This is a genomic window from Gulosibacter sp. (assembly GCF_052090685.1).
Taxonomy (GTDB): Bacteria; Actinomycetota; Actinomycetes; order Actinomycetales; family Microbacteriaceae; genus Gulosibacter.
Genome location: NZ_JBQDBE010000004.1, coordinates 160,179 through 183,010, shown reverse-complemented (window position 1 = coordinate 183,010; position 22,832 = coordinate 160,179). Strand labels below are relative to the sequence as shown.

At 62.4% G+C, this 22,832-nt stretch carries 18 protein-coding genes; 12 read left to right on the top strand and 6 right to left on the bottom strand.

The window, feature by feature from the left end; all coding sequences use genetic code 11:
* The first annotated feature begins 362 nt into the window (after positions 1 to 362).
* A complete protein-coding gene (locus ACTHXA_RS04110) occupies positions 363 to 983 on the top strand; it encodes a septum formation family protein (protein ID WP_441669623.1) in 621 nt (206 codons plus the stop codon).
* A gap of 134 nt (positions 984 to 1,117) precedes the next feature.
* The gene (locus ACTHXA_RS04105; RefSeq protein WP_441669621.1) at positions 1,118 to 2,020 is read left to right on the top strand and encodes a LysR family transcriptional regulator; all 903 of its coding nucleotides are present in this window, start codon (positions 1,118 to 1,120) and stop codon (positions 2,018 to 2,020) included.
* Positions 2,021 to 2,112: 92 nt separating this feature from the next.
* On the opposite strand, the gene ACTHXA_RS04100 is transcribed toward ACTHXA_RS04105, so the two are convergent.
* The gene (locus ACTHXA_RS04100; protein ID WP_441669619.1) at positions 2,113 to 3,543 is read right to left on the bottom strand and encodes an MFS transporter; all 1,431 of its coding nucleotides are present in this window, start codon (positions 3,541 to 3,543) and stop codon (positions 2,113 to 2,115) included.
* Between the two features lie 242 nt (positions 3,544 to 3,785).
* The gene (locus tag ACTHXA_RS04095; RefSeq protein WP_441669617.1) at positions 3,786 to 5,297 is read right to left on the bottom strand and encodes an APC family permease; all 1,512 of its coding nucleotides are present in this window, start codon (positions 5,295 to 5,297) and stop codon (positions 3,786 to 3,788) included.
* Positions 5,298 to 5,527: 230 nt separating this feature from the next.
* On the opposite strand from ACTHXA_RS04095, the gene ACTHXA_RS04090 reads away from it, so the two are divergent.
* The 6 genes from ACTHXA_RS04090 (at position 5,528) to ACTHXA_RS04065 (ending at position 11,281) form a co-directional block, all read left to right on the top strand.
* Positions 5,528 to 6,508, top strand: coding sequence for a helix-turn-helix domain-containing protein (locus ACTHXA_RS04090; RefSeq protein WP_441669615.1), 981 nt, complete (start codon positions 5,528 to 5,530; stop codon positions 6,506 to 6,508).
* A 247-nt stretch (positions 6,509 to 6,755) separates the two neighbouring features.
* Complete coding sequence (locus ACTHXA_RS04085) at positions 6,756 to 7,889, top strand: tyramine oxidase subunit B (protein WP_441669613.1); 1,134 nt, start codon at positions 6,756 to 6,758, stop codon at positions 7,887 to 7,889.
* A gap of 30 nt (positions 7,890 to 7,919) precedes the next feature.
* On the top strand, positions 7,920 to 9,098 hold the full coding sequence (solA, locus tag ACTHXA_RS04080; protein ID WP_441669611.1) for an N-methyl-L-tryptophan oxidase: 1,179 nt from the start codon (positions 7,920 to 7,922) through the stop codon (positions 9,096 to 9,098).
* A gap of 188 nt (positions 9,099 to 9,286) precedes the next feature.
* The gene (locus ACTHXA_RS04075) at positions 9,287 to 9,877 is read left to right on the top strand and encodes a lipoprotein LpqH (RefSeq protein ID WP_441669609.1); all 591 of its coding nucleotides are present in this window, start codon (positions 9,287 to 9,289) and stop codon (positions 9,875 to 9,877) included.
* A 202-nt stretch (positions 9,878 to 10,079) separates the two neighbouring features.
* Complete coding sequence (locus ACTHXA_RS04070; protein WP_441669607.1) at positions 10,080 to 10,436, top strand: DUF488 domain-containing protein; 357 nt, start codon at positions 10,080 to 10,082, stop codon at positions 10,434 to 10,436.
* Between the two features lie 170 nt (positions 10,437 to 10,606).
* Entirely contained in the window at positions 10,607 to 11,281 is a 675-nt protein-coding gene (locus ACTHXA_RS04065; RefSeq protein WP_441669605.1) for a Pr6Pr family membrane protein, read from the top strand.
* Positions 11,282 to 11,285: 4 nt separating this feature from the next.
* Here ACTHXA_RS04065 and ACTHXA_RS04060 read toward each other — a convergent pair whose 3' ends face one another.
* The 4 genes from ACTHXA_RS04060 to ACTHXA_RS04045 form a co-directional block, all read right to left on the bottom strand.
* Complete coding sequence (locus tag ACTHXA_RS04060; protein ID WP_441669604.1) at positions 11,286 to 12,272, bottom strand: epimerase; 987 nt, start codon at positions 12,270 to 12,272, stop codon at positions 11,286 to 11,288.
* Positions 12,273 to 12,282: 10 nt separating this feature from the next.
* Positions 12,283 to 15,747: a bifunctional proline dehydrogenase/L-glutamate gamma-semialdehyde dehydrogenase gene (locus ACTHXA_RS04055; RefSeq protein WP_441669602.1), complete on the bottom strand. Its 3,465-nt coding sequence runs from the start codon at positions 15,745 to 15,747 to the stop codon at positions 12,283 to 12,285.
* Positions 15,748 to 15,843: 96 nt separating this feature from the next.
* A complete protein-coding gene (locus ACTHXA_RS04050; RefSeq protein WP_441669600.1) occupies positions 15,844 to 16,932 on the bottom strand; it encodes an LLM class flavin-dependent oxidoreductase in 1,089 nt (362 codons plus the stop codon).
* A gap of 221 nt (positions 16,933 to 17,153) precedes the next feature.
* Positions 17,154 to 17,561 (bottom strand): nucleotidyltransferase domain-containing protein, encoded by a 408-nt coding sequence (locus ACTHXA_RS04045; RefSeq protein ID WP_441669598.1) that lies wholly within the window; start codon positions 17,559 to 17,561, stop codon positions 17,154 to 17,156.
* Between the two features lie 320 nt (positions 17,562 to 17,881).
* Between ACTHXA_RS04045 and ACTHXA_RS04040 the strand changes: the two genes are divergently transcribed.
* From ACTHXA_RS04040 to hpaD, 4 genes are all read left to right on the top strand, one after another.
* Positions 17,882 to 19,345 (top strand): fumarylacetoacetate hydrolase family protein, encoded by a 1,464-nt coding sequence (locus ACTHXA_RS04040; RefSeq protein WP_441669596.1) that lies wholly within the window; start codon positions 17,882 to 17,884, stop codon positions 19,343 to 19,345.
* A 41-nt stretch (positions 19,346 to 19,386) separates the two neighbouring features.
* A complete protein-coding gene (locus ACTHXA_RS04035; protein ID WP_441669594.1) occupies positions 19,387 to 20,049 on the top strand; it encodes a GntR family transcriptional regulator in 663 nt (220 codons plus the stop codon).
* 85 nt (positions 20,050 to 20,134) lie between these two features.
* On the top strand, positions 20,135 to 21,628 hold the full coding sequence (hpaE, locus tag ACTHXA_RS04030) for a 5-carboxymethyl-2-hydroxymuconate semialdehyde dehydrogenase (protein ID WP_441669592.1): 1,494 nt from the start codon (positions 20,135 to 20,137) through the stop codon (positions 21,626 to 21,628).
* Between the two features lie 42 nt (positions 21,629 to 21,670).
* Entirely contained in the window at positions 21,671 to 22,813 is a 1,143-nt protein-coding gene (gene hpaD, locus ACTHXA_RS04025) for a 3,4-dihydroxyphenylacetate 2,3-dioxygenase (protein ID WP_441669590.1), read from the top strand.
* Positions 22,814 to 22,832 lie beyond the last annotated feature (19 nt).

Sequence of the window (22,832 nt, the reverse complement as noted above, 5' to 3'; positions counted from 1 at the left end):
TGCGCCGATGCGACTGCGCGCGAATACGCACGTTATAGAACGGTACACCCGCTAGGAGAACACATAGTCCGTGCAGTGGCACTATCGTGCACAGTCCTCTTGTGCATCGCCCTAGCTTGATTCGCGCAATTTGTAGTTGAACGTCACCTCGGGGGGAACACGGCATCCCCCGAGGCAACACTGGTATGTTGCCACATCGCGCTGAGGTTAGTTGGCGCGTCCTTCTGGCGTACTACCGCGGGCGATCGATATCTCACTTATCGGGATGACGTATTTGTTTCTCCGTGCCAATATTCTGTGTGTAGTGCCCGGGGAGGTGCCTCTCCGGGAGGCAACCAATCCCCCCGACCAAAGGATTCAAGATGACTTCGAAACTGCGCATCCCCGCGTCCATCGCGGCGTTCGCGGCAGCAACTCTGATGCTTGCTGGCTGCTCCATGCTCGGGATTGGCGGCGACGACCCGGAGGCCGACGACCGCGAGCGTGCAGACCGTGAGGAATCGGCCGAGACGACCGATGACGACACCACCACGACCGACGATGACGAAGACACCACTACGACGGATGATGAAGACGACGAAGAGGCTTTCCAGGAGCCGGATGATGCCGATGTCTTCCAGCTCTCGGTAGGCGACTGCATCACCGACACCGACATGCAGGGCACCGAGCTCCAGACCGTTCCGACGGTGCCGTGCTCGCAGCCACACACCTACGAGGTGTACCACGACTTCGACATCGAGACCGATGAATTCCCCGGTCAGGGCACGAGCGAACTCGACGAAATCGTCGCTGATGGCTGCCTCGGCGACGCCTTCGAAGACTTCATCGGTACCCCCTTCAGCTCCTCGACGCTTGGCGTGATGTACCTCTCGCCGACTCAGGGCAGCTGGGACAACGGCGACACGCTCGTCAGCTGCATGGTCTACGAGGGCGAGGGTGAAGGCAACGTCAGCACCGGCAGCCTGAAGGACTCGGGCCTCTAAGCCTCCCGCAAACCCCGCACCAACACGGTCATGGTGTGCCGGAATTCAAATAGGAATTCCCGCACACCATGACCGTTTTCTGTAGCCACCTGAGCGATCTGTTGCGGCCCGGCGATGTGTGGTGAACTTGCCATGTGGCACAATTCACCCTTCGACAGCTTGAGTACCTTTCTGCCGTGGCCGAACACGGCAGCATCGCCGCGGCCGCGAGCGCGCTGCGGATCTCTGAGTCGGCTGTCGCGACCGCGCTGACCCAGCTCGAGCGCTCCTTAGATGCGACACTCTTATTGCGTCGTCGGGCACACGGAGTCGCGCTCACCATTGAAGGTGAACGCGCAGTCAATCTCGCACGGCAACTACTCGCTTCCGCTGATGACCTCGTCGCCGAACTCTCCCCCGGTAACCTCACCGGCACTGTTCGACTGGGTTGCTATCCCACGCTCGCACCCTCAACGATGCCGCGACTCGTCGCCGAGATTGAGCGCGAGCACCCGGGAGTTCGGGTCGAGGTCACCACCGACCTCGTCGAGGGCCTCCAAGATGGTGTGCGCAACGGTCATCTCGATCTTGCGATCGGCTACGGGCACCAGCTCGCGGATGACCTGAGTCGCGACGTGCTGCATTCGCTCTCGCCGTATGTAGCGCTGCATCCGGAACACCGACTCGCGAACGCGGCCGCCGTGGAATTGCGTGATCTCGCCGCGGAGCCGTTTATCCGCTACGACCGCTCGCCGAGTTGGCAAAACACGCAGTCGATTCTTGACGCAGCCGGAGTCAAGGTAAATACCCGGTTCAAGACGGATGATTTCGAACTCGCGCGTTCCTTCGTGGGCGCTGGGCTGGGGTGGTGCCTGCTCGTGGTCCACTCCGAAGCAGAATCCACTCGCGACGGGATGCGCGTGGTTGAAGTGCCGATCACCCCGGCTCCCGAAACAGCCGAGGTGGTGGCGTTTTGGAACTCCGGACGGCCACGCACTCGCGTCGAGCCCTTCCTCGGGGCACTTCGTCGGATGTTTCCGAAGCTTGAACTTCCCTAAGCAGAGCTTCCCCTAAACCGATGAAATAGCAAACGGCCCCGGCACCAGTAAGGAACTGGGCCGGAGCCGTGTTGACGCGCGAGGCGCAGTCGTTAGTCGCGCGGTGCCGCCGGTGGCTTTTCCACGCCGTGGTATTCGAGCATGATCGCCCTCGTTTCCGCGGGGCGACGATCCGGGTCAAAGAGCTCGTAGTTGCCGGTTTCTTCGAAGCCAATGTCGAGTGGGATGCCGCGCCGGTCGCGCAATACCAGGGTGCATGCGAGTGCGATCACAACCATGATGAGCAAGTACATCGACACCGCGAGGGTCGTATTGAACTGCGCGACGAGCGCGGTCGCGATCGTGGGGGCAAACGCGCCACCGATGATCGAACCGAGCGCGTATGAGATCGAGACTCCCGAGGTACGCACCGAAGCCGGGAAGGTTTCCGCGTACCACGCGGCTTGTGGACCGTAGCTCAGACCGAGGCCAACGGCGTAGATACACATGCCGAGAGTGAGCCACAGCATTTCGCCGGAATTAACGAACCAGAAGAGTGGGAACACCATCAAGATGAGCCAGAGCCAGCCGATGACGTATGTATTCTTGCGCCCTATCCAGTCGGCCATGTATCCGGAGAGGAAGGTGGCGGCCATCCACACCACTGCCGCGAGGGATACCGCGTTGAGCACCCCGGTTCGGTCCATCACCAGCGATCCGAGTGGATCAGTCGAGTAGTTCAGAATGAACCCACCCGTGATCATGTAACCGGCCGCGTTGTTCCCGGCAAATACGAGTGCGAGCAGGATGACGAGCTTCCAGTGCTTTTTGAAGAGCTCCACCATCGGCATCTTGCGCTGCTTACCGCCGGCTTCGATTTCCTGGAAGACCGGGGATTCATCCACCGAACGGCGAACGATGTAGCCGACACCGACGAGCACGATCGAGAGCAGGAACGGCACGCGCCAGCCCCACTCGTTGAACGCTTCACCGGGCGAGATCACGCCCGACATCAGTGACAGCACGGCGGTCGCAAGGAGCATCCCAAGTGGCACACCGAGCTGTGGGAACATGCCGTACCGGCCGCGCTGGTTCACTGGCGCGGACTCCACTGCCATGAGGATGGCGCCGCCCCATTCACCACCGGCCGAAATTCCCTGCAGGATGCGCAGGAAGATCAGCAGAATCGGCGCCCAGACACCGATGTCTGCATAGGTCGGGAGCACACCGATCAGGGTCGTCGCGACCCCCATCAGGATCAGCGTGATCACGAGCATGAGCTTACGACCGAGTTTGTCGCCGTAGTGGCCGACCAGCGCTGCGCCGAGTGGGCGGAACAGGAAGGAAATACCCACGGTCAAGAACGCAATGATCTGTCCGAGCGTGCCACCGACCGGCTCAAAGAACAGCTCGCGGAACACGAGCCCCGCGGCATTCGCATATATGAAGAAGTCGTACCACTCGACGGTGGTCCCTACGATTGTGGCTCCGGCGACGCGACGTCGCTGCGTTGCGGTCAACTGCGGTTTGGTTGCAGTGTTCATTACCCCTCAAGACTTGCTCGGCATCGAGAAAGCGCTCGTCAACGAGCGCATCCGGTCAGTGTACAGAAAAATCATTGAAATGTATATGATTTCGTACATCATCACCGCCGGGGTGATGAGACCGGATGTGCTCGTCCCGATTGCGCCAGCGGTAGATTGCGCCAGCGGTAGATTGCGCCAGCGGTAGATCGCGCCAGGGGTAGATCGCGCCAGCGGTGGATTGCGCCAGCGCGCGTCCGCCGTTACGAGGTGTGCGTCGTGGTGGCCGAGGTGAGCGCGCCGGGGTCTGTCTCTTCCTCAAGTGCGTGGCCGATGCCCTGGAACTTCTTCGGGTCGGTCCGCTTGAAGATCTGACCGACTACCACCCCGATCACACCGGCAAGAATCACCAGGATGGGCAGAAGATAGGTCATGAAGTCGTCTGCTGGCATATCCATGAGCACGGGGAAGTTCACGAGCACCAGAATGAACACGGTGGTCAGCGCGAGTCCGGCAATCACCGGTGCGATCAGCCGCGAGAACAGACCGACCCCTCGCGCATCCTTCGCAAAGTAGGCAATGACCGCGGCGGCAACCATGGCCATCAACATGACGAGACCGAAGGCACCGGTGTTCGTGAGCCAGGTGAACATAGTCAGCACCGGGAACAGCGGGTCACCCGAGTCAGCAATCACGAAGCCAATTGTGACGAGGACCGCGAGCGCGGACTGTGCGAGCGAGCCCGAAACTGGCGCGCCTGATTGCGAACGGCGGCCAAACCAGTGCGGCAACATCCCCTCATTGCCGAGTTCGGCAAAGTAACGAGCCACCGTGTTGTGGAAGGCCTGGAGTGCTGCGAACAGGCTCGTAATGAACAACAGGTTCGCGATATCGGTCACGAGGGTGCCGGCGTGCGTCGACAAGAATACGAACAATAGGTCGGGCCCGAACTCGCGGCTCTGATCGACGACCTGCGAGTGACCCACCCCGACGACCATTGACCAGGCGCTGAAGGCGTAGAAGAGTCCGACCACGATCACCGCGAGGAAAGTGGCGCGCCCCACGGTGCGCTTGGGGTCTTTTGCTTCGCGCGCGTAAATTGCGGCCGATTCGAATCCCATGAATGCCGCGACACCGAAGGAGAGGACCGCGCCAATACCGGGCACGAAAAGTTCGGCGGGATTCAACGGTGCGGCCGAGTGCCCTTCGGGAGCGACGACGAGGGCAATGATGTCGAAGACAATCACGACGAGGAACTCGAGCGCGACGAGCACCGCAATGATTTTTGCCGAGAAATCGATCCGCAGGATGCCGAGTATTCCGACGATCACCACGCCGACCAACACCCATAGCCACCACGGCGTCTCCAGCCCGAAGCGACCGCCAAGCCAGCTCGATACCGTGAAGCCGAACATCGCGAAGATACCGATTTGCATCATGTTGTACGCCACGACCGCGGCATAGGCGGTGCCGACACCAATTGATCGCCCGAGCCCCTGCGCAACATAGGGGTAGAAGGCACCGGGTCGCTCAATGAAGCGAGCCATCGCGGCATATCCGAAGGCAAATAGCGCCAGGATCGCGGAGAGCACGATATAACCGGCCGGCACCGTCGCAAGTCCGGTAACCGCGAAGCTCGTGGGGGCGCCGCCGGCGATCGCGGTCAGCGGCGCCGAGGCCGCCACGATCATGAAGGCAATCGAAAGCACTCCGAGCCTGCGTTCGGGCTGATGTTCCGTGCGCTGATATTTTTGGCGCGTGGGTACAGATGACATGGTCCACCTCATTGTGAAGAGCCGTTGGAGGCGGTCCAGGCCACCCCCTGTTGATGTCTACAAGCGTAGACCCATTCCGTTTTGGATGTGATTGCGGCGGTAGCCATGCACGCCCAGTCAACTGCCGAGCATCCACCAGCAAGCCTGGAAGCAAAGCTATTGCGGCCCTTGCACCGTCAATAAACAGGCCAATTCGTCATAAAGCGGACATAATGGAACCAGACAATCCCATGACAGATACGCCGAACTCCTCACTGCCTGCCTCAACGCTTGAAGCGGCCGCCGCGCCCGTGCTCAGTTTCGCCGAGTTTCAGACGGCGGTATCGGCATCCTTTGTGCCGCTTGATTTGACCACGGATGTGACGGAGGCGTTCCAAGCGCGACTCACGCAGGCGAATGTGCACGGGGTAACGTTCACGGACGTCCGCGCGATGCCGCACGACGTCCACCGCACGGAAGACTTGATCCGGGAAGCACCGCGGAGTTTCTATAAGATCAGCCTGCAGCTCGAGGGTGAGGGCACGCTGCGCCAGGGTGGGCGCGAAGTGAAATTACAGCAGGGCGACCTCGCGATTTATGACACGTCCCAGCCATATCTACTGTCCTTCCCGCAGCGATTCCGCACCCTGGTAATCCAGCTGCCCCACGATCGGCTCCACATTCCGCACGATTTTGCCGACCAGATGACGGCGGTCCGTCTCGATGGCTCTGAAGGATTGGGGCGGGTGGTGTCACCCTTCCTCGCCACTATCGGCACGAACCTCGCCGAGTTACAGGGGCCCGCCGGCGCGAAACTCGCACAGAACGCGGTGGACCTCCTCGAAACACTCTTCGCCACCGAATTTGATCTGCAGCGCTATGCCGCGGACCCGCGCCGGGCGCTCCTGCAGCGCATCCGCGACAATATCGACGAGCAACTCTCCGACCCCGACCTCTCCCCCAACACCATCGCCGCGGCGGCGTTCATCTCGGTTCGCCACCTCCACAATCTTTTTCAGGATCAGGGGCAGACCGTCGCATCCTATGTGCGCACGAGGCGACTCGAGCGCTGCTATCTCGACCTCACGAATCCCGACAATGCCGAGGTGCCGGTCGCGGCGATTGGCGCGCGGTGGGGGTTCAAGGATGCGGCGCATTTCAGTCGCGCATTCAAGGGCGCCTATGGCGAGAACCCGAGTTCGGTGCGGCGGCAAGCGCTGGGGAATATCTAGCCACTTGGCTCTTGCCTCTTGCCTCTTGCTTCTTGGCTCTTGACTCTTGACTCTTGGCTCTTGGCTCTTGGCTCTTGGCTCTTGGGAGCCAGCAATTGACTTTTGACCGCCGTCACTTGACGTTCCGTGCACGGACGGTCGGGCCCGTTTCCACGTCTGCAACATGTCTCTACACTTGTAGAACATTCCCGGCAACTGGCACATCCAGTTCCAGGACCGCAGCGCCGCGGCATCGAAAGGAAGCACTTTGACTGAGCAGACCACTCGTATCGACTTCATCTACCTGAATGAACAGGACATGATCGCAGCCGGGGTGAAGGACATGGCCTCCTGCGTGGACGCTATGGAAGAAACCCTGCAACTCGTCGGTTCTGGCGACTATCGCATGGGTGGCCCTGAAGGGAATTCCCACGGTTCGATGATGACCTTCCCCGCCGCACCCGAACATGAAGGGATGCCCGAGGACGGCGCGCACCGTCGATTCATGGCGATGCCGGCCTACCTCGGTGGGTCCTTTCAGACTGCCGGCTGCAAGTGGTACGGCTCGAATCTCGCGAACCGGGAACACGGCCTCCCCCGCTCCGTCCTGATGTTCACGCTCAATGACAAGGACACGGGCGCGCCACTCGCCTACATGTCCGCGAATCTGCTCAGCGCCTACCGCACCGGGGCCATTCCCGGCGTGGGTGCGCGACACCTTGCCCGTAAGGATGCGCGAACGGTCGGGATCGTGGCGCCGGGGGTCATGAATAAGACCTCGCTCGAGGCGTTCATGGCGGTCAATCCAAAGCTTGAGCACGTCAAGGTCATGGGACGAACTCGCGCGCGGGCCGAGGAGTTCGCTGTTTGGGCGACCGAGCAGTATCCGCAGCTCACCACCGAAGTCGTCGACACGGTGGAGGCGGCGGTACGCGACGCCGATATTGTCACGATCGCGCCGACCACGCCCGCGGGGTCCGAGAACTACCTCCGGATTGAACGGGACTGGGTGAAGCCCGGTGCGTTCATCAGCCTACCCGCCGACATCATGGTCGATTCCGGCCTCATGCGTGACGCTCGCCACGTTGCCGACAGTCGCGGACTCTACGAAGCCTGGCACGCGGAACTCCCCTACCCGGGCCACGAACTCATTGGCCTCCACGGCATGTACATGATGGATCGCATCCAGGAGGGTTCGGTCCCGGCCGAAGCCCTCGAAGACCTTCCCAAAATCATGTCGGGTGAGGCTCCCGGCCGACAATCCGAAGACGAGATCATCCTGTTCTCTGTCGGCGGCATGCCGGTCGAGGACGTCGCGTGGGGCACCGTCGTCTACCGCAACGCGCTCGAGCGCGGCATCGGCACCAAACTCAACCTCTGGGAAACCCCGGAACTCGCGTAATACCTACGCAGTGAAGAAAAGGATTTAGCAATGGCAACACCACAACTCACCGTCGCCGTTATTGGCCTCGGTTCGGTCGGATCGATGGCGGCGTGGCAGCTGTCGAAGCGAGAGAATGTCCGCGTAATCGGTATCGAACAGTATGGGCGGATCCACTCGCACGGCTCCTACGCGGGTGAATCCCGAGTGTTTCGTACCGCGTATCACGAGGGCGGTCTCTACGTACCGATGCTCCTCGAGTCGCACGGGCTTTGGAAGCAGCTCGAGCAGGAGTCGGGCCGCGATATCTTCCACGAGGTCGGGACGCTTTCGATTGCATCGGAAGATCGCATCGAATACCAGACCACCCTCGGCACAGTGCGCGAATACGACCTGCCGCACGAAATCCTGGATGCCGAGGCGCTGCGTGAGCGATTCCCGCAGCACCGCATCCATGATGAAGATATGGGCATCCTGGACCTGCAGGGTGGCGGGCTCCGTCCCGAGGTGAGCATCATGTCGGCGCTCGCGCTCGCCGAGGATGCTGGCGCGGACCTGCGCTTCAATACTCCCGTGCTCGCCATCGAGGAATACGGCGACGGAGTCACGATCCGCACGCCGCAAGAGGCTATCAAGGTGGATCGTGTTGTGGTTGCCTCGGGGTCGTGGTCGAACCGCATCCACCCGGAGCTGGATGACTTGCTCCGGCTGCAGGTGCTCGGGTTGACGTGGTTCATGCCGCGCACGAGCATTACGCCGTTTCTGCCGGAGAACTTCCCCGCGTTCCTGCGTGACCTCGGCCCGATCCACTTCTTCGGCGCACCGAGTTTTGATGGCTACAGCATCAAGGCCTGCGCGAATCCGACCTGGCCGGTGTATCGCGATGTCGCTGAGGTGCCCACTGCGTATACCCGCGATGAGCTCGTGAAGATCGGGCAGCAGGCCCAAGAACTCATGCCGGACCTCAACCCGGAACCGGTGCGTTCGAGTGTGCACCACTGCGCGTATACGCCGAATCGGTTGCCGGTTGTCGACCTGAATGCCTCGGGCCGCACTACCGTGGTCACCGGACTTTCGGGACACGGCTTCAAGTTCACACCGACGCTCGGCAAGTATGCCGCCGACCTCGCAGTGGATGGAAATACCGAATCGGTGCCGGAGGAGTTCGCGCTCGCCACGCACATGCAGGTGCTGCGGGATCGCGGGCCGTACCAGGGTGGCGGGCACTAGCGGGTGGGCACTGAGCCGGCGGGATGCGCACGGGGTATCGTCCCGCTTCGCTCAGCGGCAGTAGCTGCAGTCACCCTTCTGAACGATATGCGTGAGAGTTTGCTTGGAACGCGCAGTTAGGCAGGAGTTCCGCACTAGCATCCGAGAGACGGTTCCACGATGGGAGCCGAACTTCGAAAGGAACGAAGATGAATCGGAAGCACCTCACCGCCCTCGCAACGGCAGTCTCACTGGTTGCTGCGCTCACCGCGTGCAGCAGCGACTCGGATGCTCCTGAAGAAGACCAGGCAGCACCCGGCGCGGAAGAAAACACCAGCGAAGACACCGCCGCCGAGGCCGGTGCCGAAGAAGCCGCGGACGGTGCTGAAGAGCCAGCAGAGGAGCCTGCGGAAGAGGGCGCGGACGCCGCCGAAGGTGGTTCGAGCGATGTGGAGATCATCATCGCTGGCGAGACCATCGACATCGCAAACCCCACAGTGCAGTGCGCTGATACAGGTGACACCTTCGCAATCTCGCTCGCATCCGAGGACATCGACGAAGCAAATGGCGAATCCTTCGGTGCGCTGCTGACCTCGGGCGACGACCCGACCGTCAGCTCGGTCGCACTTTCGCGCAGCGAGGGCGTGAGCGTGGCGTACATCGAAGGCACCGACGGCTCGGCCGAGGTAACCGTCGATGGCAACACGTACGTCATCACCGGAGAGGCAATGGGCGTCGACCTCGCTGACCCAACCGCCGTCGAAACCGTAGAGTTTTCCTTCACGGTCACCTGCCCGTAAGCGAGTGGGCGCGTAGGCGCATCGAGTAGGTGCAGAGCCGTGAGGCGGTCCCGGAATACCGGGGCCGCCTCACCTTTTGCTGGGGTGCCCGCTGCGCCAGCCATTCCGGCGACACTAAGCCGTCACCGCTACGGTGAATTTCACGCACAGGATGCGACGCCCGGGGTCGGAGCACGGGTAGGTAACGAGTGAGGAGACGCTCATGGCGGGTATTCGAGTAGTCCGGGTCTACGATGACGCGGAGCCCAAGAGCCGTTACCGGGTGCTCGTGGATCGGCTCTGGCCACGAGGTATCAAGAAAGAAGACCTCGAATACGAGGACTGGAATAAAGAGGTCGCGCCCTCGAGCGAGTTGCGAAAGTGGTTTGGCCACAAGCCAGAGCGCTTCGAAGAGTTCGCCAGCCGGTATCGCGAGGAGCTCGATGGCAGCGATGCCCCGCAGGAACTCCTCGACGCCGCCGGCAGCAAACCAATTTCGCTGCTCATCGCGGCCAAAGACGAGAAACACAATCACGGCATCGTGCTGCGGGACTATCTCAAGGAACTTGCCGACCAGTAGCGACGCAATAACCGCGCTCTCATCGGCACAATCCGGGCACTCATCCGGGCACGCACCCGGGCACCGGCCGCGCTCCGGCCAGGCACGCGCCGGCGCAAGTCTCCGGCACCATCGGCACGCCGCGGTCCAGCATCCAACTCACATGCGAGACTCGAGGTATGCCAAGCCGCATGCCTGCAATCAACCGGAATCAAGCCACGAACCGGCGACTGCATCCTGACCGAGCATGGCTGCGCATCCTGCGATTTCTTTTGGGTGCAATCACGGTGGTCGCCGTGATCCGCAATTTTTATCGCTCGGCAAATGGGCTCACCGATAACACCCTCGTGCAGTCGCTGTCGCAGTTCACGAATCAGGCGTGCCTGGTGTTCGGGCTGTGCCTGGTGATTGGCGCGGTGATCTCGCGCGATCGATTACCCGGATGGTGGGATCACCTGCGCGGCGGCCTCGCGTTCTACATGGTCATGACCGGACTCATCTACGCGCTGCTCGTCGCGGAACCCGGTGAGATGGCGCGCTGGGATCTCGAGTGGACCAACCTGGCGCTGCACCGACTCGCGCCGGTCGCGGGGCTCATCGAATGGATGCTGGTGACCATGACCACGCGCGGCAGCTGGGGCCGGCCGCTCGCGTGGCTCATCTATCCCGTGGCGTACCTCGTCTACACGTGGATTCGCGGCGCCATTGTGCAGTGGTACCCGTACGGATTCCTAGACCCGACCCAGGACGGCGGTTGGGGCGAGGTGCTGCAGACCACCGGGATGGTGCTCGCCGCGTTCCTCGCGATCTCTTTGCTCGTGCACATCCTCGGGAATCTTCGAGTCGCGATCGCAAGGAAGGCTTAGTGAGCTAACGGGCGCGAGCGGGCGCGCCAACCACATCCCGCACCGCACCTCGCAGATTCGGGTGCTGGAATTCGTAGCCTGCCTCGATGAGTCGCTCCGGCAACACCCAGCGGCTCTTGAGCACGAGTTCGGGTTCGGTGCGCAATACCCACATCGCCGGTTCGAGCACCGCGCGCGGTGCGGGCATCCCGAACGGCATCCCGACCGCCTCGCGCAATTCGCGCATCAGGATGCGGTTGTTACTCGGTTGCGGCGCGGCCAGATTGATCGGTCCCGAGAGTTCTGCCCGATCGCGGATGAAGCGAATCGCGCCAACCACATCGTCAATGTGGATCCAACTAAACATCTGCCGGCCGCGCGAATCGTGCCACGGCGCGGTACCGCTCCCTGACGGGGCGCTGCCCGTGCCCCGATAGCGCCGGTGTGAAAACCAGGGGTGATCAAGCTGTGGGCCACCGAGTCCCACGCGCGCGAGGTTCACGAGCATCCCGGTCGCCGGACCATCGCCGAGCACAATCGTCATCCGCAGCGCGACGCGACGCACCCCGGGAAGCTCGCCCGCGAAGAACTCGGCTTCCCAGTTGGTGGCGATGTCTACCGAGAATCCCTCGCCGATCTGGCCGGTGGATTCCGTCTGCGGCAGGTCCATTGCGTATCGGTAAATCGTTGCCGTACTCGCGTTGAACCACACCGGCGGCGGTGTCTTCGCGTTCGCGATGGCCTGGCGAAGTTCCCGTGTCGTGTCGATTCTGGAACGGAGGAGTTCTTGACGATTGGCATCGGTGTAGCGACAGTTCACCGATTTCCCGGCCAGGTTGATAACAAGCTCCGCGCCATCCACCGCGCGTGTGATCGCGTCGGTGTCGCCCCAGCGCGCATCCGGGCCGGTGCGGCCGATGCGAAGGATGCGGTATCCCTCGGTTTCGAGTTCGGCGGCCAACACGCCGCCGATGAATCCGGATGCACCGGCAAGGACCGCGGTTTTCGTCATGGGTTCGAGGCTAGTCGACCAATAGCCCCTCGGTGAGGTGATCCGGTGTGCCAAAGCGGTGTGCAGTGATCGAAACCGCTTGTTCGCGAAGGAACGGGAGCAATTCGATCTGTCCCGACTCGGTGACCCGGCCGCGCCAGATCGCGAGTTCGCAGCTGCCTTCCGTGGCCTGCGCAATCTCGCGATACTCCGCATCCGGACCGATAAACCGCAGTCGGCCGCGGAGTCGCCGCACGCTGCGAAGGAAGTGGCCGTCGGTTTCGATCGTGACCGCAATCCCGAGGTCCTTCAGGAGCGTGGCCACGCGTTCGGGTAGCTCGACGCCACTGGAAATGGTCATCCTGGCGTTGGCGCGCAGGCCTGCGGCGACCACGCGCAAGAGTCGCGTCGGAATTTCACCCTCCGCAATACGCAGCTGGACGGGAACCGAAAAATAGCGGAACACATTTCGCTCTGCGGCGAGCGCCTGGACATCCCGGGTGACGCCAAATTCCTCTTGCCAGGCAAGTTCGTCGCTGCGCACGGCGCGCACGAGCCGTTCTCGGCGGTCCATTTGCAGCTCTTCGGCTGCTTCGAGCAGGAGTCGCACCCGTGGTTCGAGCGGTGTGGTGCCGGATTCGGCTTGGCCGAGTCGCCAGTTGGCGAGGGAGGCGACGTAGTTTGGACCGCCCGCCTTCATCGTTGGTCCAACATTCGATTTCTTCCAGCCGCCGAAGGGCTGCCGTTCCACTATGGCCCCCGTGATGCCGCGATTCACGTAGAGGTTGCCCGCTTCGACCTGCTCGAGCCACTGCGCGATCTCGTCATGGTCGAGCGAGTGCAGCCCGGAAGTGAGCCCGTAATCCACGCCGTTCACGATGGCGATGGCTTCGGCGAGCGTCTCCACCCGCATGACCCCGAGCACGGGGCCGAAGTATTCCACGCAGTGAAATTCGCTGCCGGGATGCACCCCGGCGCGAATGCCGGGAGTCCAAAGGTGGCCCGCTTCATCCAGCTGTTTGGGGCGAAGCACCCAGGTTTGGCCGGGCTCGAGTGTGGTGAGCCCGCGCACAAGTTTTCCGCTTGCGAGGTTGGTGAGCGGACCCATTGTCGTTTCGGCAGCCGTCGGCAGGCCCACGCGCAGCGACTTCGTCGCATCCACGAGCTGATTGCGCAGCCGCCGCGAGCGCCCCGCTTGCCCCACGAGCACGAGTAGCGATGCCGCGGAACACTTTTGACCCGCGTGCCCGAATGCCGAAGCGACCACATCGGCGACCGCGAGGTTGTAGTCGGCACTCGGAGTGATGATGATCGCATTCTTGCCGCTGGTCTCGGCGCGGATGTCCAGGTCCGCACGTAGCTCGCGGAAGGCCTCGGCAGTCTCGTAGCCGCCGGTAAGAATCACCCGCGCAATCTGAGGGTGGCTCACGAGCTGTGAGGCAATCTCCCGGTCGGTGAATTGCACATACTGCAGCGCATCCTTGGGCACGCCCGCTTCCCATAGCGCCTCGGCGATCACCGCCCCGCACCGCGAGGCAACGGATGCGGGTTTCACGATTACGGGTGAGCCCGCCGCGAGTGCCGCGAGCATCCCGCCCGCCGGAATTGCGATCGGGAAGTTCCAGGGTGGCACGACGGCAATCGGCCCGGCGGTCTCGTGTGTGGCGCCGTCGACGTGGTCGAGTTCGCGCGCCCGCTCGGCGTAGTAGTGCGCGAAATCACACGCTTCGCTCACTTCGGGATCGGACTGCTCGAGGGTCTTGCCGCACTCGGCGGCGGCGATCTCCATGAGTTCACCGCGTCGCCGGGCCAGCGCTTCCCCTGCTCGGTGCAGAACCTCGGCGCGCTGGTCGCCGGTCAGCTCGCTCCACCTCGAATCGACTGCGGTCTGGATGCGCGAGTCCAGTTCGCTGCGCGTCACCACCGTGTTGGCTTCGCGAGTGGCGAGCCCGAGCACGGTGTCTTGGGCGTGATCGCGAATCTGCTGCGCCCACACCTGGTTTTGTCGAAGTGAGGGGTCGGAATCGGGGGTGTTTCGGAAGGCGGTGTGTCCGGTCCGGATGTTGTCAGCGCTCGCCTGTTCGCTCAACCGGCGATCCTGCTGCCGATTGGGCGCGGGCACCTCGCCGGTAACCGCATCCAGTGAGGCGCAGAATCGCTCGCGCTCGCGCTCGAAGAGGGTGTCACTCGTTGCCAGGTCAAAAATCGCGGACATAAAGTTCTCGCTCGAGGCACCCTCTTCGAGTCGGCGCACCAGGTAGGCGATCGCGACATCGAACTCTTCGGGATGCACGATCGGCGTGTACAGGCGAAGGCTGCCGGTGTGCTTGCGGATTACCTCAGCCTGGTTTCCAGCCATTCCGAGCAGCATTTCGACGTCGACCTGCCCTGTCACCCCGCGTTCCTCGGCGAGGGTCCACGCGAGTGCGAGGTCGAAGAGGTTGTGCCCGGCGATGCCAATGCGGACGTTCTTGGTGCGCTCTGCGGTGAGCGACCAGTTGAGCACCTCGAGGTAGTGTGTATCGGTCGCTTGCTTCGAGGGCCAGGTGGCGAGCGGCCAGCCATGCAGCTCGGCATTGACCCGCTCCATTGGCAGGTTCGCACCTTTCACTACCCGCACCTTGACCGGCGCCCCACCCTGCGCGACCCTGGCCGCGGCCCAGTCCTGCAGGCCTTGCATCTCGCGCATCGCATCCGGCAGGTAGGCCTGCAGCACAATCCCGGCCGAGAGGTTCGCAAATTCCGGCCGATCGAGGATGCGCGTGAAGACTTCCACGGTCAGCGCCAGGTCGCGATACTCCTCCATATCGAGATTGATGAACTTCTGCGGCGAGGATTCTGCCGCAATCCGGAACAGCGGGATGAGCCGCTCGACCGCTTCTTCCACGGCGGCATCGAGCGCCCAGGGCTGGTGCGGTGCGGTGGTGGCGGAAACCTTGATCGAGACATAGTCGACATCGGTGCGGTGCAACAGCCTCGCGGTGCTTTCGAGCCGTCGGTCTGCCTCGCGGGTACCGAGCACCGCTTCGCCAAGCAAGTTGATATTGAGGTCCATCCCCTGGGACCGAAGCCTTGAAATCGCGGGGCCGAGCTGCGCATCCCTGGCGTCGATGAGCAGGTGCCCGACCAGTTGCCGCAGCGCACGCCGCGCGATCGGCACCACCACCGAGGGGAGTGATTGCGCCGTCCGGCCGCCAAGTCGCACCGCTTGGCGCAGGTGTTGCGGCAAGAACGACGGGAGGTCGCGGCTGATGCGACGGAGGTTTCGCGCGGCGACTTTCGGATCTTCAGGACGAATTACGCCGTCGACAAAGCCAACGATGAATTCGAGCCCGCCCGGATCACGCAGGGCTGCGGCAAGTTGTCCGCTCGCGGCATCGGGAGGCGTAGCGCGCGACTCGCGCAGCCAGCGCCGGACGAGTTCGACAGCGGCAGGTGCCAGTGCGCGAAGCGACTCGGCCTCCGCGTGTGCTGGAGGTGACTGAGTGTTCGACATCGACCAACCTCTTGTCTCGACGGTGAGCAGTGCTTGAAATCGTACCCACCTATCCAGAGAAATCGGCCGTCAGCGCGGCGTGCGCCAGGATGCGGGCTAACTCAGCAGCTCGCGCACCCGTGGAATGACCTCCGTGCCATAGAGTTCGATCGAGGACATGATCCACTCGTGCGGCAGCGGACCATTGCTGTATTTCAGATCGAAGCGTTCCGCGCCGAGTACCGACATGCCGTCCGCGATGCGACGAGCAACCGTCTCCGGCGACCCAACGAGCAGGGCGCCGTGATCGACTTCGTGCTCGAACTGGTCGCGAGTCATCTCTGGCCAGCCCCGTTCGCGGCCAACGCGCGCATGCCCCACTTTGTAGTGCGGCCACATTTGTTCTCGGGCGAGCTCGTCAGTTTCTGCGATGTGACCGGGCGAGTGAAAACCAATACGTGCCAGCTCGTGACCGAAGTGAGCCTGTGCCTGTCGGTAAATTCGCGCGAACGGCTCGAAGCGATCGGCCGAACCGCCGATGATCGCGAGCATGAGTGGGAAGTCGTAGCTCGCAGCGCGCACCACCGATTGCGGCGAACCACCCACCGCGACCCACGTGGGGAACGGCGCCGGGGTGCCATCTTCGGCGGGTTGCAGAGGCGGGTACACCTGCTGATCCGTCAGCGAAGTCCGCACACTCCCCTGCCAAGTGACCGGGCCACCCTTCGCGAGCTCAGCCCAAAGCTGCAGCTTCTCCTCGAACAGGACCTCATAGTCGCTCAGCGGCAATCCGAAAAGTGGGAAGGACTCGGTAAAGGAGCCACGCCCAACGATGATCTCCGCGCGGCCGTTCGAGATCGCATCCACCGTCGAAAAACGCTCGAATACCCGGACCGGGTCGTCGGAACTCAGCACCGTCACCCCCGATGCCAGGCGGATGCGTTCGGTGGTGGAGGCGATCGCAGCCAGCACCGTTTCGGGACTCGAGACGGCGTAGTCTTCGCGGTGATGCTCACCGATTGTGATCGCGTCAATGCCGACGCTGTCCGCGAGCTGTGCTTCGGCGACAAGATTCCGGATCGTTTCGGCGTGACTCAGCGTGCGCCTGCCGTCCGGAGTCACGGTGACGTCACCGAAGCTGTCGACTCCAAAGACCATGTCGGCGGGTTCGGGCACTGGGAAGTCGGGGATACTCGGCTCGCTCATGGCGTTCCTCTCGGGTTCGATATTGATGGGCGGATGCTCACGCCAAAACTACGTGCATTTGCATACATCCATAAAAACCACGCGGACGCTGTGCTTATTCCGCCGCCTCTCGACTGTGTCGTGACTCGACACGCATTCAGCCACGCGCCGCAATCACGAAATACTCCGGGAGTCACGGCGTCGAATCGATAACGGCTACAGCCTGACCAATTTCCGATTCATCACAGTGGCACCGACTCGCTGACGATGTCAGCATCTCTCGAGGTCAATCCCCCGTATGGAACGAGGTCAATTTTGCGACCAATGACTTGCTCGATCAATTGCTTGAATCGAACAAACCCGAACGACGACGTTCCTCGCGGAGCCTCAACCAGAAGATCGATATCGGAATCCTGCCGAGCCCGTCCGTGAGCGACAGACCCAAACACTGCCAAGCCTGAGTATCCGTTCTCTTCAGCTAACACCTTCAGGATTGGCGCTGCAGCATCAAGCAAATCCTGAGGATGCGCTTCGTCAAGCACCGAAGACAAGGCCAGCTGCTGGCTCACCGCAGGTTGGGAGATTCCCAATGAGCCTGCAATTTGACGCTGGCTCATGCCCGTCGCATTCATGGCGCGCAGCACAATCACACGACGCAGGCGAAGCATGTCTTCGTCCCGTCGAGTCTCACGATAAGCATCCAGCAAGGACATAAGGCAACCTTATCGCTTCGCCATCCACTTCAGACGAGCAGAAAGGACACATAGTCACCATTCCGCCGCCTCTCCAGCGACACTCAACTAGACGCGGCACAATGACGCATAGAAAACGAGCCAAACTCGCAATGAAGCTGAGTGTCCGCCGAACGAGTTTCAACTCACCCCTTGCACTCGGCTGTGGATCGTATATTATTTCGTATATCCAGCCGATCTGGATCGGTACCATCCAAGCAACGACGCGAAGGGAAGCCATGTCGATCGACTTCACTGACCGGGCCAATCGCCCAGGCAAAATCATCGCCCTCCACCTCAACTACCCCTCTCGGATTGAGCAGCGAGGCCGCTCCCCCAAGTTCCCCGGCTACTTCATCAAGGCGGGCACTTCGATCGCCAAGACCGGCGACACGATCGAACGCCCCAAGGGCACCGAGCTCCTCGCGTACGAGGGTGAGATTGCCCTGATCATCGGCGAGACCGCCCGTCGCGTGAGCCCCGAAGAGGGCTGGTCAAAGGTCTCCGGGATCACCGCCGCCAATGACTGGGGCCTCTACGATCTGCGTCACGCCGACAAGGGCTCGAACGTCAAGAACAAGTCGGGCGACGGCTACACCCCGCTCGGCCCCGAGGTGATTCCCGCCGAAGGCCTCGACCCCAAGGCATTGCGCGTGCGCACCTGGGTTAACGGCAACCTCGTGCAGGATGACGACACCTCCGGACTCGTTTTCCCATTCGGTCAGCTCGTGGCCGACCTTTCGCAACTCATGACCCTCGAGCCCGGCGACATGATCCTCACCGGCACCCCGGCAGGTTCGTCGGTGGCCCAGCCCGGCGACACCGTTGAGGTTGAGGTGGATGCGCCGACCGCTCCGGGTGCGCCCTCCACCGGTCGTCTCGTGACGAACGTGGTTGAATCCGAATTCGAAATGGCCGCTTTCGGTGCGCCGCCCAAGGTCGACGACAACCAGCGTGCTGAAGCCTGGGGCTCGCGCGAGGCAGCCGGTTTGGCGCCGGAACGCAGCACCATCACGGACGAGCTCCGCGCCAAGGTCGAGGAAGTTGCCGTCGCGACGCTTTCGGCGCAGCTGCGCAAGCGCGGCCTCAACAACGTCTCGATTGACGGACCCACGCTCAATCACCCTGGCCGTCGCATCCTCGGATACGCGAAAACCCTCCGCTACGTACCCAACCGCGAAGACCTCTTCAAGTCGCACGGTGGCGGTTACAACGCCCAGAAGCAGGCCATGGACTCGGTCAAGCCCGGTGACGTGGTCGTCATGGAAGCGCGCGGCGAAAAGGGCACCGGCACCCTCGGTGACGTGCTCGCAATGCGCGCCAAGTTCCTCGGCGCGACCGGCATCATTACCGACGGTGGCGTTCGCGACTCGGCGGCTGTGGCAGAGGTCGACATTCCGGTCTACTCGAACGGTTCGCACCCCGCGGTGCTCGGCCGCCGCCACGTACCTTGGGAATTCGACGGCACGATCGCGTGCGGCGGCACCACGGTGCAGCCCGGCGACATCATCGTCGGTGACGATGACGGCGTCATCGTGATCCCCCCGGCGCTCTTCGAAGAGGTCGTCAACGATGCCTTCGAGCAAGAACAGCAGGATGCGTGGGTCTACGAGCAGGTCAAGGCCGGCAATAAGGTCGATGGCCTCTTCCCACCAAACGCTGAGTGGAAGGCAAAGTATGAGGCCTGGAAGCAGACTCGATGAGCCTTGTGAGTTCAAGCACGCCGAAAACGCAGGCTACCGAGATGTCTAAGTCGCAGCAGGCCTATACCTACTTGCGCGACCGCATTACCTCGGGTGCATTTGGCCCCGGCTACCGACTGGTGCTGGGACAAATCGCAACGGAACTGGGGTTCTCCACGGTTCCGGTGCGAGAAGCGATTCGGATGCTCGAAGCCGAAGGTGCGGTGACCTTCGTCCACAACGTGGGCGCCCAGGTCACGATGCTCGATAGCGGGATCTACCACGAGACGATGGAAAACCTGAGCCTCGTGGAGGGATTCGCAACCGCGCAATCCGCGCCGAGCCTCACCGCATCCGATATTGCCGAGGCCCGCGAAATCAACGCCCAAATGCGGGCGCTTACGGAATCGGACACCCTCGACGCAGCGAAGTTCACGAAGCTCAACCAGGCCTTCCACGGCGTGCTCTTTCAGCACTGCGAGAATTCACACATTTCGGATCTCGTGCGTCGCGGCTGGCACCGACTCGAGACGCTGCGCGAGTCCTCCTTCGGGTTCGTCCCGGGCCGATCGGTTGAATCGGTCAACGAGCACGAGGCACTCGTGGCGCTCATTGAATCCGGCGCGGAACCCGCGGAGGTCGAGACCGTCGCGCGACAGCACCGACTCAACACGATGAACGCGGTGCTGCACTCTATCGAGGCGAAAGACACGTCTTTTCCTTGACACCACCTTCCCATGACCCCGGTTCTGACCGGTCCCATCCATCAACACGCTCTATTTCCACAACCAATCAAGTAAGGAACATCACATGACTAACCGTCCAGCTGATCTCCCCGAGCACATCAAGCTCTACATCGATGGTGAGTTCGTCGATGCCAAGTCCGGCAAGACCTTCGACGTCATCAACCCGGCCACCAACGAGACCTACATGACCGCCGCATCCGGCGACAAGGAAGACGTTGACCTCGCGGTCGCCGCCGCCAAGCGCGCCTTCGACGAGGGCCCCTGGTCGAAGATGCTCAACCGCGAGCGTTCGCGCGTGCTGCACAAGATCGCCGACATCGTTGAGTCGCGCGACGAGCGCCTCGCGCTCATCGAGAGCTGGGATTCGGGTCTGCCCATCACGCAGGCCAAGGGTCAGGCGCGTCGCGCCGCCGAAAACTTCCGTTTCTTTGCTGACCTCATCGTCGCGCAGCACGACAACGCCTTCCGCGTTCCGGGCCGCCAGGTGAACTACGTCAACCGCAAGCCGATCGGTGTTGCCGGGCTCATCACGCCATGGAACGTACCGTTCATGCAGGAGTCTTGGAAGCTTGCGCCCGCAATCGCGACCGGTAACAGCGTGGTCCTGAAGCCCGCGAGCTACACGCCGCTTTCGGCATCGCTGTGGCCCGAGATCTTCGAAGAGGCTGGCCTCCCCCAGGGTGTCTTCAACCTCATCCTCGGTTCGGGCGGCACCGCTGGTGACGCGCTCGTGAAGCACCCGGATGTGCCGCTCATCTCCTTCACTGGTGACAGCTCGACCGGTGCGACCCTGTCGACCAACGCCGCGCCGATGCTCAAGGGTCTCTCGCTCGAACTCGGCGGGAAGAGCCCCTCGGTAGTGTTCGCCGACGCCGACCTCGAAGAGGCACTCGACGCCACCGTATTCAGCGTGTTCAGCCTGAACGGTGAGCGCTGCACCGCCGGTTCGCGTGTACTCGTGGAGCGTTCAATCTACGACGACTTCATCGAGCGGTTCGCCGAGCGCGCACGGAACATCGTCGTGGGCGTTCCCGAAGACCCCAACACCGAAGTCGGCGCACTCGTGCACCCGACCCACTTCGACAAGGTCATGGAGTACATCGAGATCGGTAAGGGTGAGGGTCGTCTCCTCGCCGGTGGCGGTCGCCCCGAGAACTTCCCCGAGGGCACCTACGTTGCGCCGACGGTCTTTGTTGACGTCAAGCCCGAGGCACGGATCTTCCAGGAAGAGATCTTCGGCCCAGTCGTCGCGATCACGCCATTCGACAGTGATGAAGAAGCACTCGAGCTCGCGAACAACACGAAGTACGGTCTCGCCGCCTACGTGTGGACCTCGAACCTCAAGCGCGCGCACAACTTCGCCCACGCAATCGAGTCGGGCATGGTGTGGCTCAACTCGAACAACGTTCGTGACCTGCGCACCCCGTTCGGTGGCGTGAAGGCATCCGGTCTCGGCCGTGAGGGCGGCTACCGCTCGGTTGACTTCTACACGACCCAGCAGAACATCCAGGTCACGCTCAACGAGGCACACAGCCCCCGTTTTGGCGCTGGCAAGTAGTCCCCAGTCCCCCTACCCGGTAATTTCAAGGAAGAAGTAACAATGTCTGCATTCAAGGAAGAAGACCGCACCTCCACTGGCTTCTACGTCACGAAGGAAGCTCCAATCGAGCCTTCGAACCCGATCCCGACGCCGAAGGCTGAGGCACCGGACATCCTCCGCTGCGCCTACATGGAGATCGTGGTCACTGACCTCGCCGCATCGCGCCACTTCTACGTCGACGTGCTCGGCCTCACGGTCACCGCGGAAGACGATGAGCGCATCTACCTTCGTTCGATCGAAGAGTTCATCCACCACAACCTCGTGCTCACCAAGGGACCGGTTGCCGCGGTCGCCGCGTTCTCGTACCGTGTGCGCACCCCCGAAGACCTCGACAAGGCAGTTGCCTTCTACGAGGAACTCGGATGCCGCGTCGAGCGTCGCGCTGAAGGCTTTGTCAAGGGCATCGGCGACTCGGTGCGCGTGGTCGACCCGCTCGGTTTCCCTGTCGAGTACTTCTACGAGGTTGAGCACGTCGAGCGTCTCGCATGGCGCTACGACCTCTACACCCCCGGTGCGCTGGTTCGACTCGACCACTTCAACCAGGTCACCCCGGATGTTCCCCGCGCGGTTCGCCACCTCCAGGACCTGGGCTTCCGCGTGACCGAAGACATCCAGGACAAGGAAGGCACCGTCTACGCCGCTTGGGTTCGCCGCAAGCCAACCGTGCACGACACCGCCGCAACCGGTGGCGACGGCCCCCGCATGCACCACATCGCCTTCGCGACTCACGAGAAGCACAACATCCTCGCGATCTGCGACAAGCTCGGTGCGCTGCGCATGTCGGACGCCATCGAGCGCGGCCCCGGCCGCCACGGCGTGTCGAACGCGTTCTACCTCTACCTGCGCGACCCGGACGGTCACCGCGTTGAGATCTACACGCAGGACTACTACACCGGCGACCCCGACAACCCCGTTGTCACCTGGGACGTCCACGACAACCAGCGTCGTGACTGGTGGGGTAACCCCGTTGTACCGTCGTGGTACACGGATGCGTCGCTCGTTCTCGACCTTGACGGCAACCCTCAGGAAGTAATCGCGCGCACGGACGCCTCGGAGATGGCGCAGACCATCGGCGCCGACGGCTTCTCGTACACCCGCGAGGGTGACGATGAGAAGGGCTTCAAGCTGGGGAACCAACTCTAAGCCTGCTTCTTTGCCTGGC

Bases quoted from the DNA above. Each gene is read 5' to 3' on its own strand.
- ACTHXA_RS04110 (WP_441669623.1), top strand. From the start codon at position 363: ATGACTTCGAAACTGCGCATCCCCGCGTCCATCGCGGCGTTCGCGGCA.
- ACTHXA_RS04100 (WP_441669619.1), bottom strand. From the start codon at position 3,543: ATGAACACTGCAACCAAACCGCAGTTGACCGCAACGCAGCGACGTCGC.
- ACTHXA_RS04095 (WP_441669617.1), bottom strand. From the start codon at position 5,297: ATGTCATCTGTACCCACGCGCCAAAAATATCAGCGCACGGAACATCAG.
- ACTHXA_RS04090 (WP_441669615.1), top strand. From the start codon at position 5,528: ATGACAGATACGCCGAACTCCTCACTGCCTGCCTCAACGCTTGAAGCG.
- solA (WP_441669611.1), top strand. From the start codon at position 7,920: ATGGCAACACCACAACTCACCGTCGCCGTTATTGGCCTCGGTTCGGTC.
- ACTHXA_RS04075 (WP_441669609.1), top strand. From the start codon at position 9,287: ATGAATCGGAAGCACCTCACCGCCCTCGCAACGGCAGTCTCACTGGTT.
- ACTHXA_RS04070 (WP_441669607.1), top strand. From the start codon at position 10,080: ATGGCGGGTATTCGAGTAGTCCGGGTCTACGATGACGCGGAGCCCAAG.
- ACTHXA_RS04065 (WP_441669605.1), top strand. From the start codon at position 10,607: ATGCCTGCAATCAACCGGAATCAAGCCACGAACCGGCGACTGCATCCT.
- ACTHXA_RS04060 (WP_441669604.1), bottom strand. From the start codon at position 12,272: ATGACGAAAACCGCGGTCCTTGCCGGTGCATCCGGATTCATCGGCGGC.
- ACTHXA_RS04055 (WP_441669602.1), bottom strand. From the start codon at position 15,747: ATGTCGAACACTCAGTCACCTCCAGCACACGCGGAGGCCGAGTCGCTT.
- ACTHXA_RS04050 (WP_441669600.1), bottom strand. From the start codon at position 16,932: ATGAGCGAGCCGAGTATCCCCGACTTCCCAGTGCCCGAACCCGCCGAC.
- ACTHXA_RS04040 (WP_441669596.1), top strand. From the start codon at position 17,882: ATGTCGATCGACTTCACTGACCGGGCCAATCGCCCAGGCAAAATCATC.
- ACTHXA_RS04035 (WP_441669594.1), top strand. From the start codon at position 19,387: ATGTCTAAGTCGCAGCAGGCCTATACCTACTTGCGCGACCGCATTACC.
- hpaE (WP_441669592.1), top strand. From the start codon at position 20,135: ATGACTAACCGTCCAGCTGATCTCCCCGAGCACATCAAGCTCTACATC.
- hpaD (WP_441669590.1), top strand. From the start codon at position 21,671: ATGTCTGCATTCAAGGAAGAAGACCGCACCTCCACTGGCTTCTACGTC.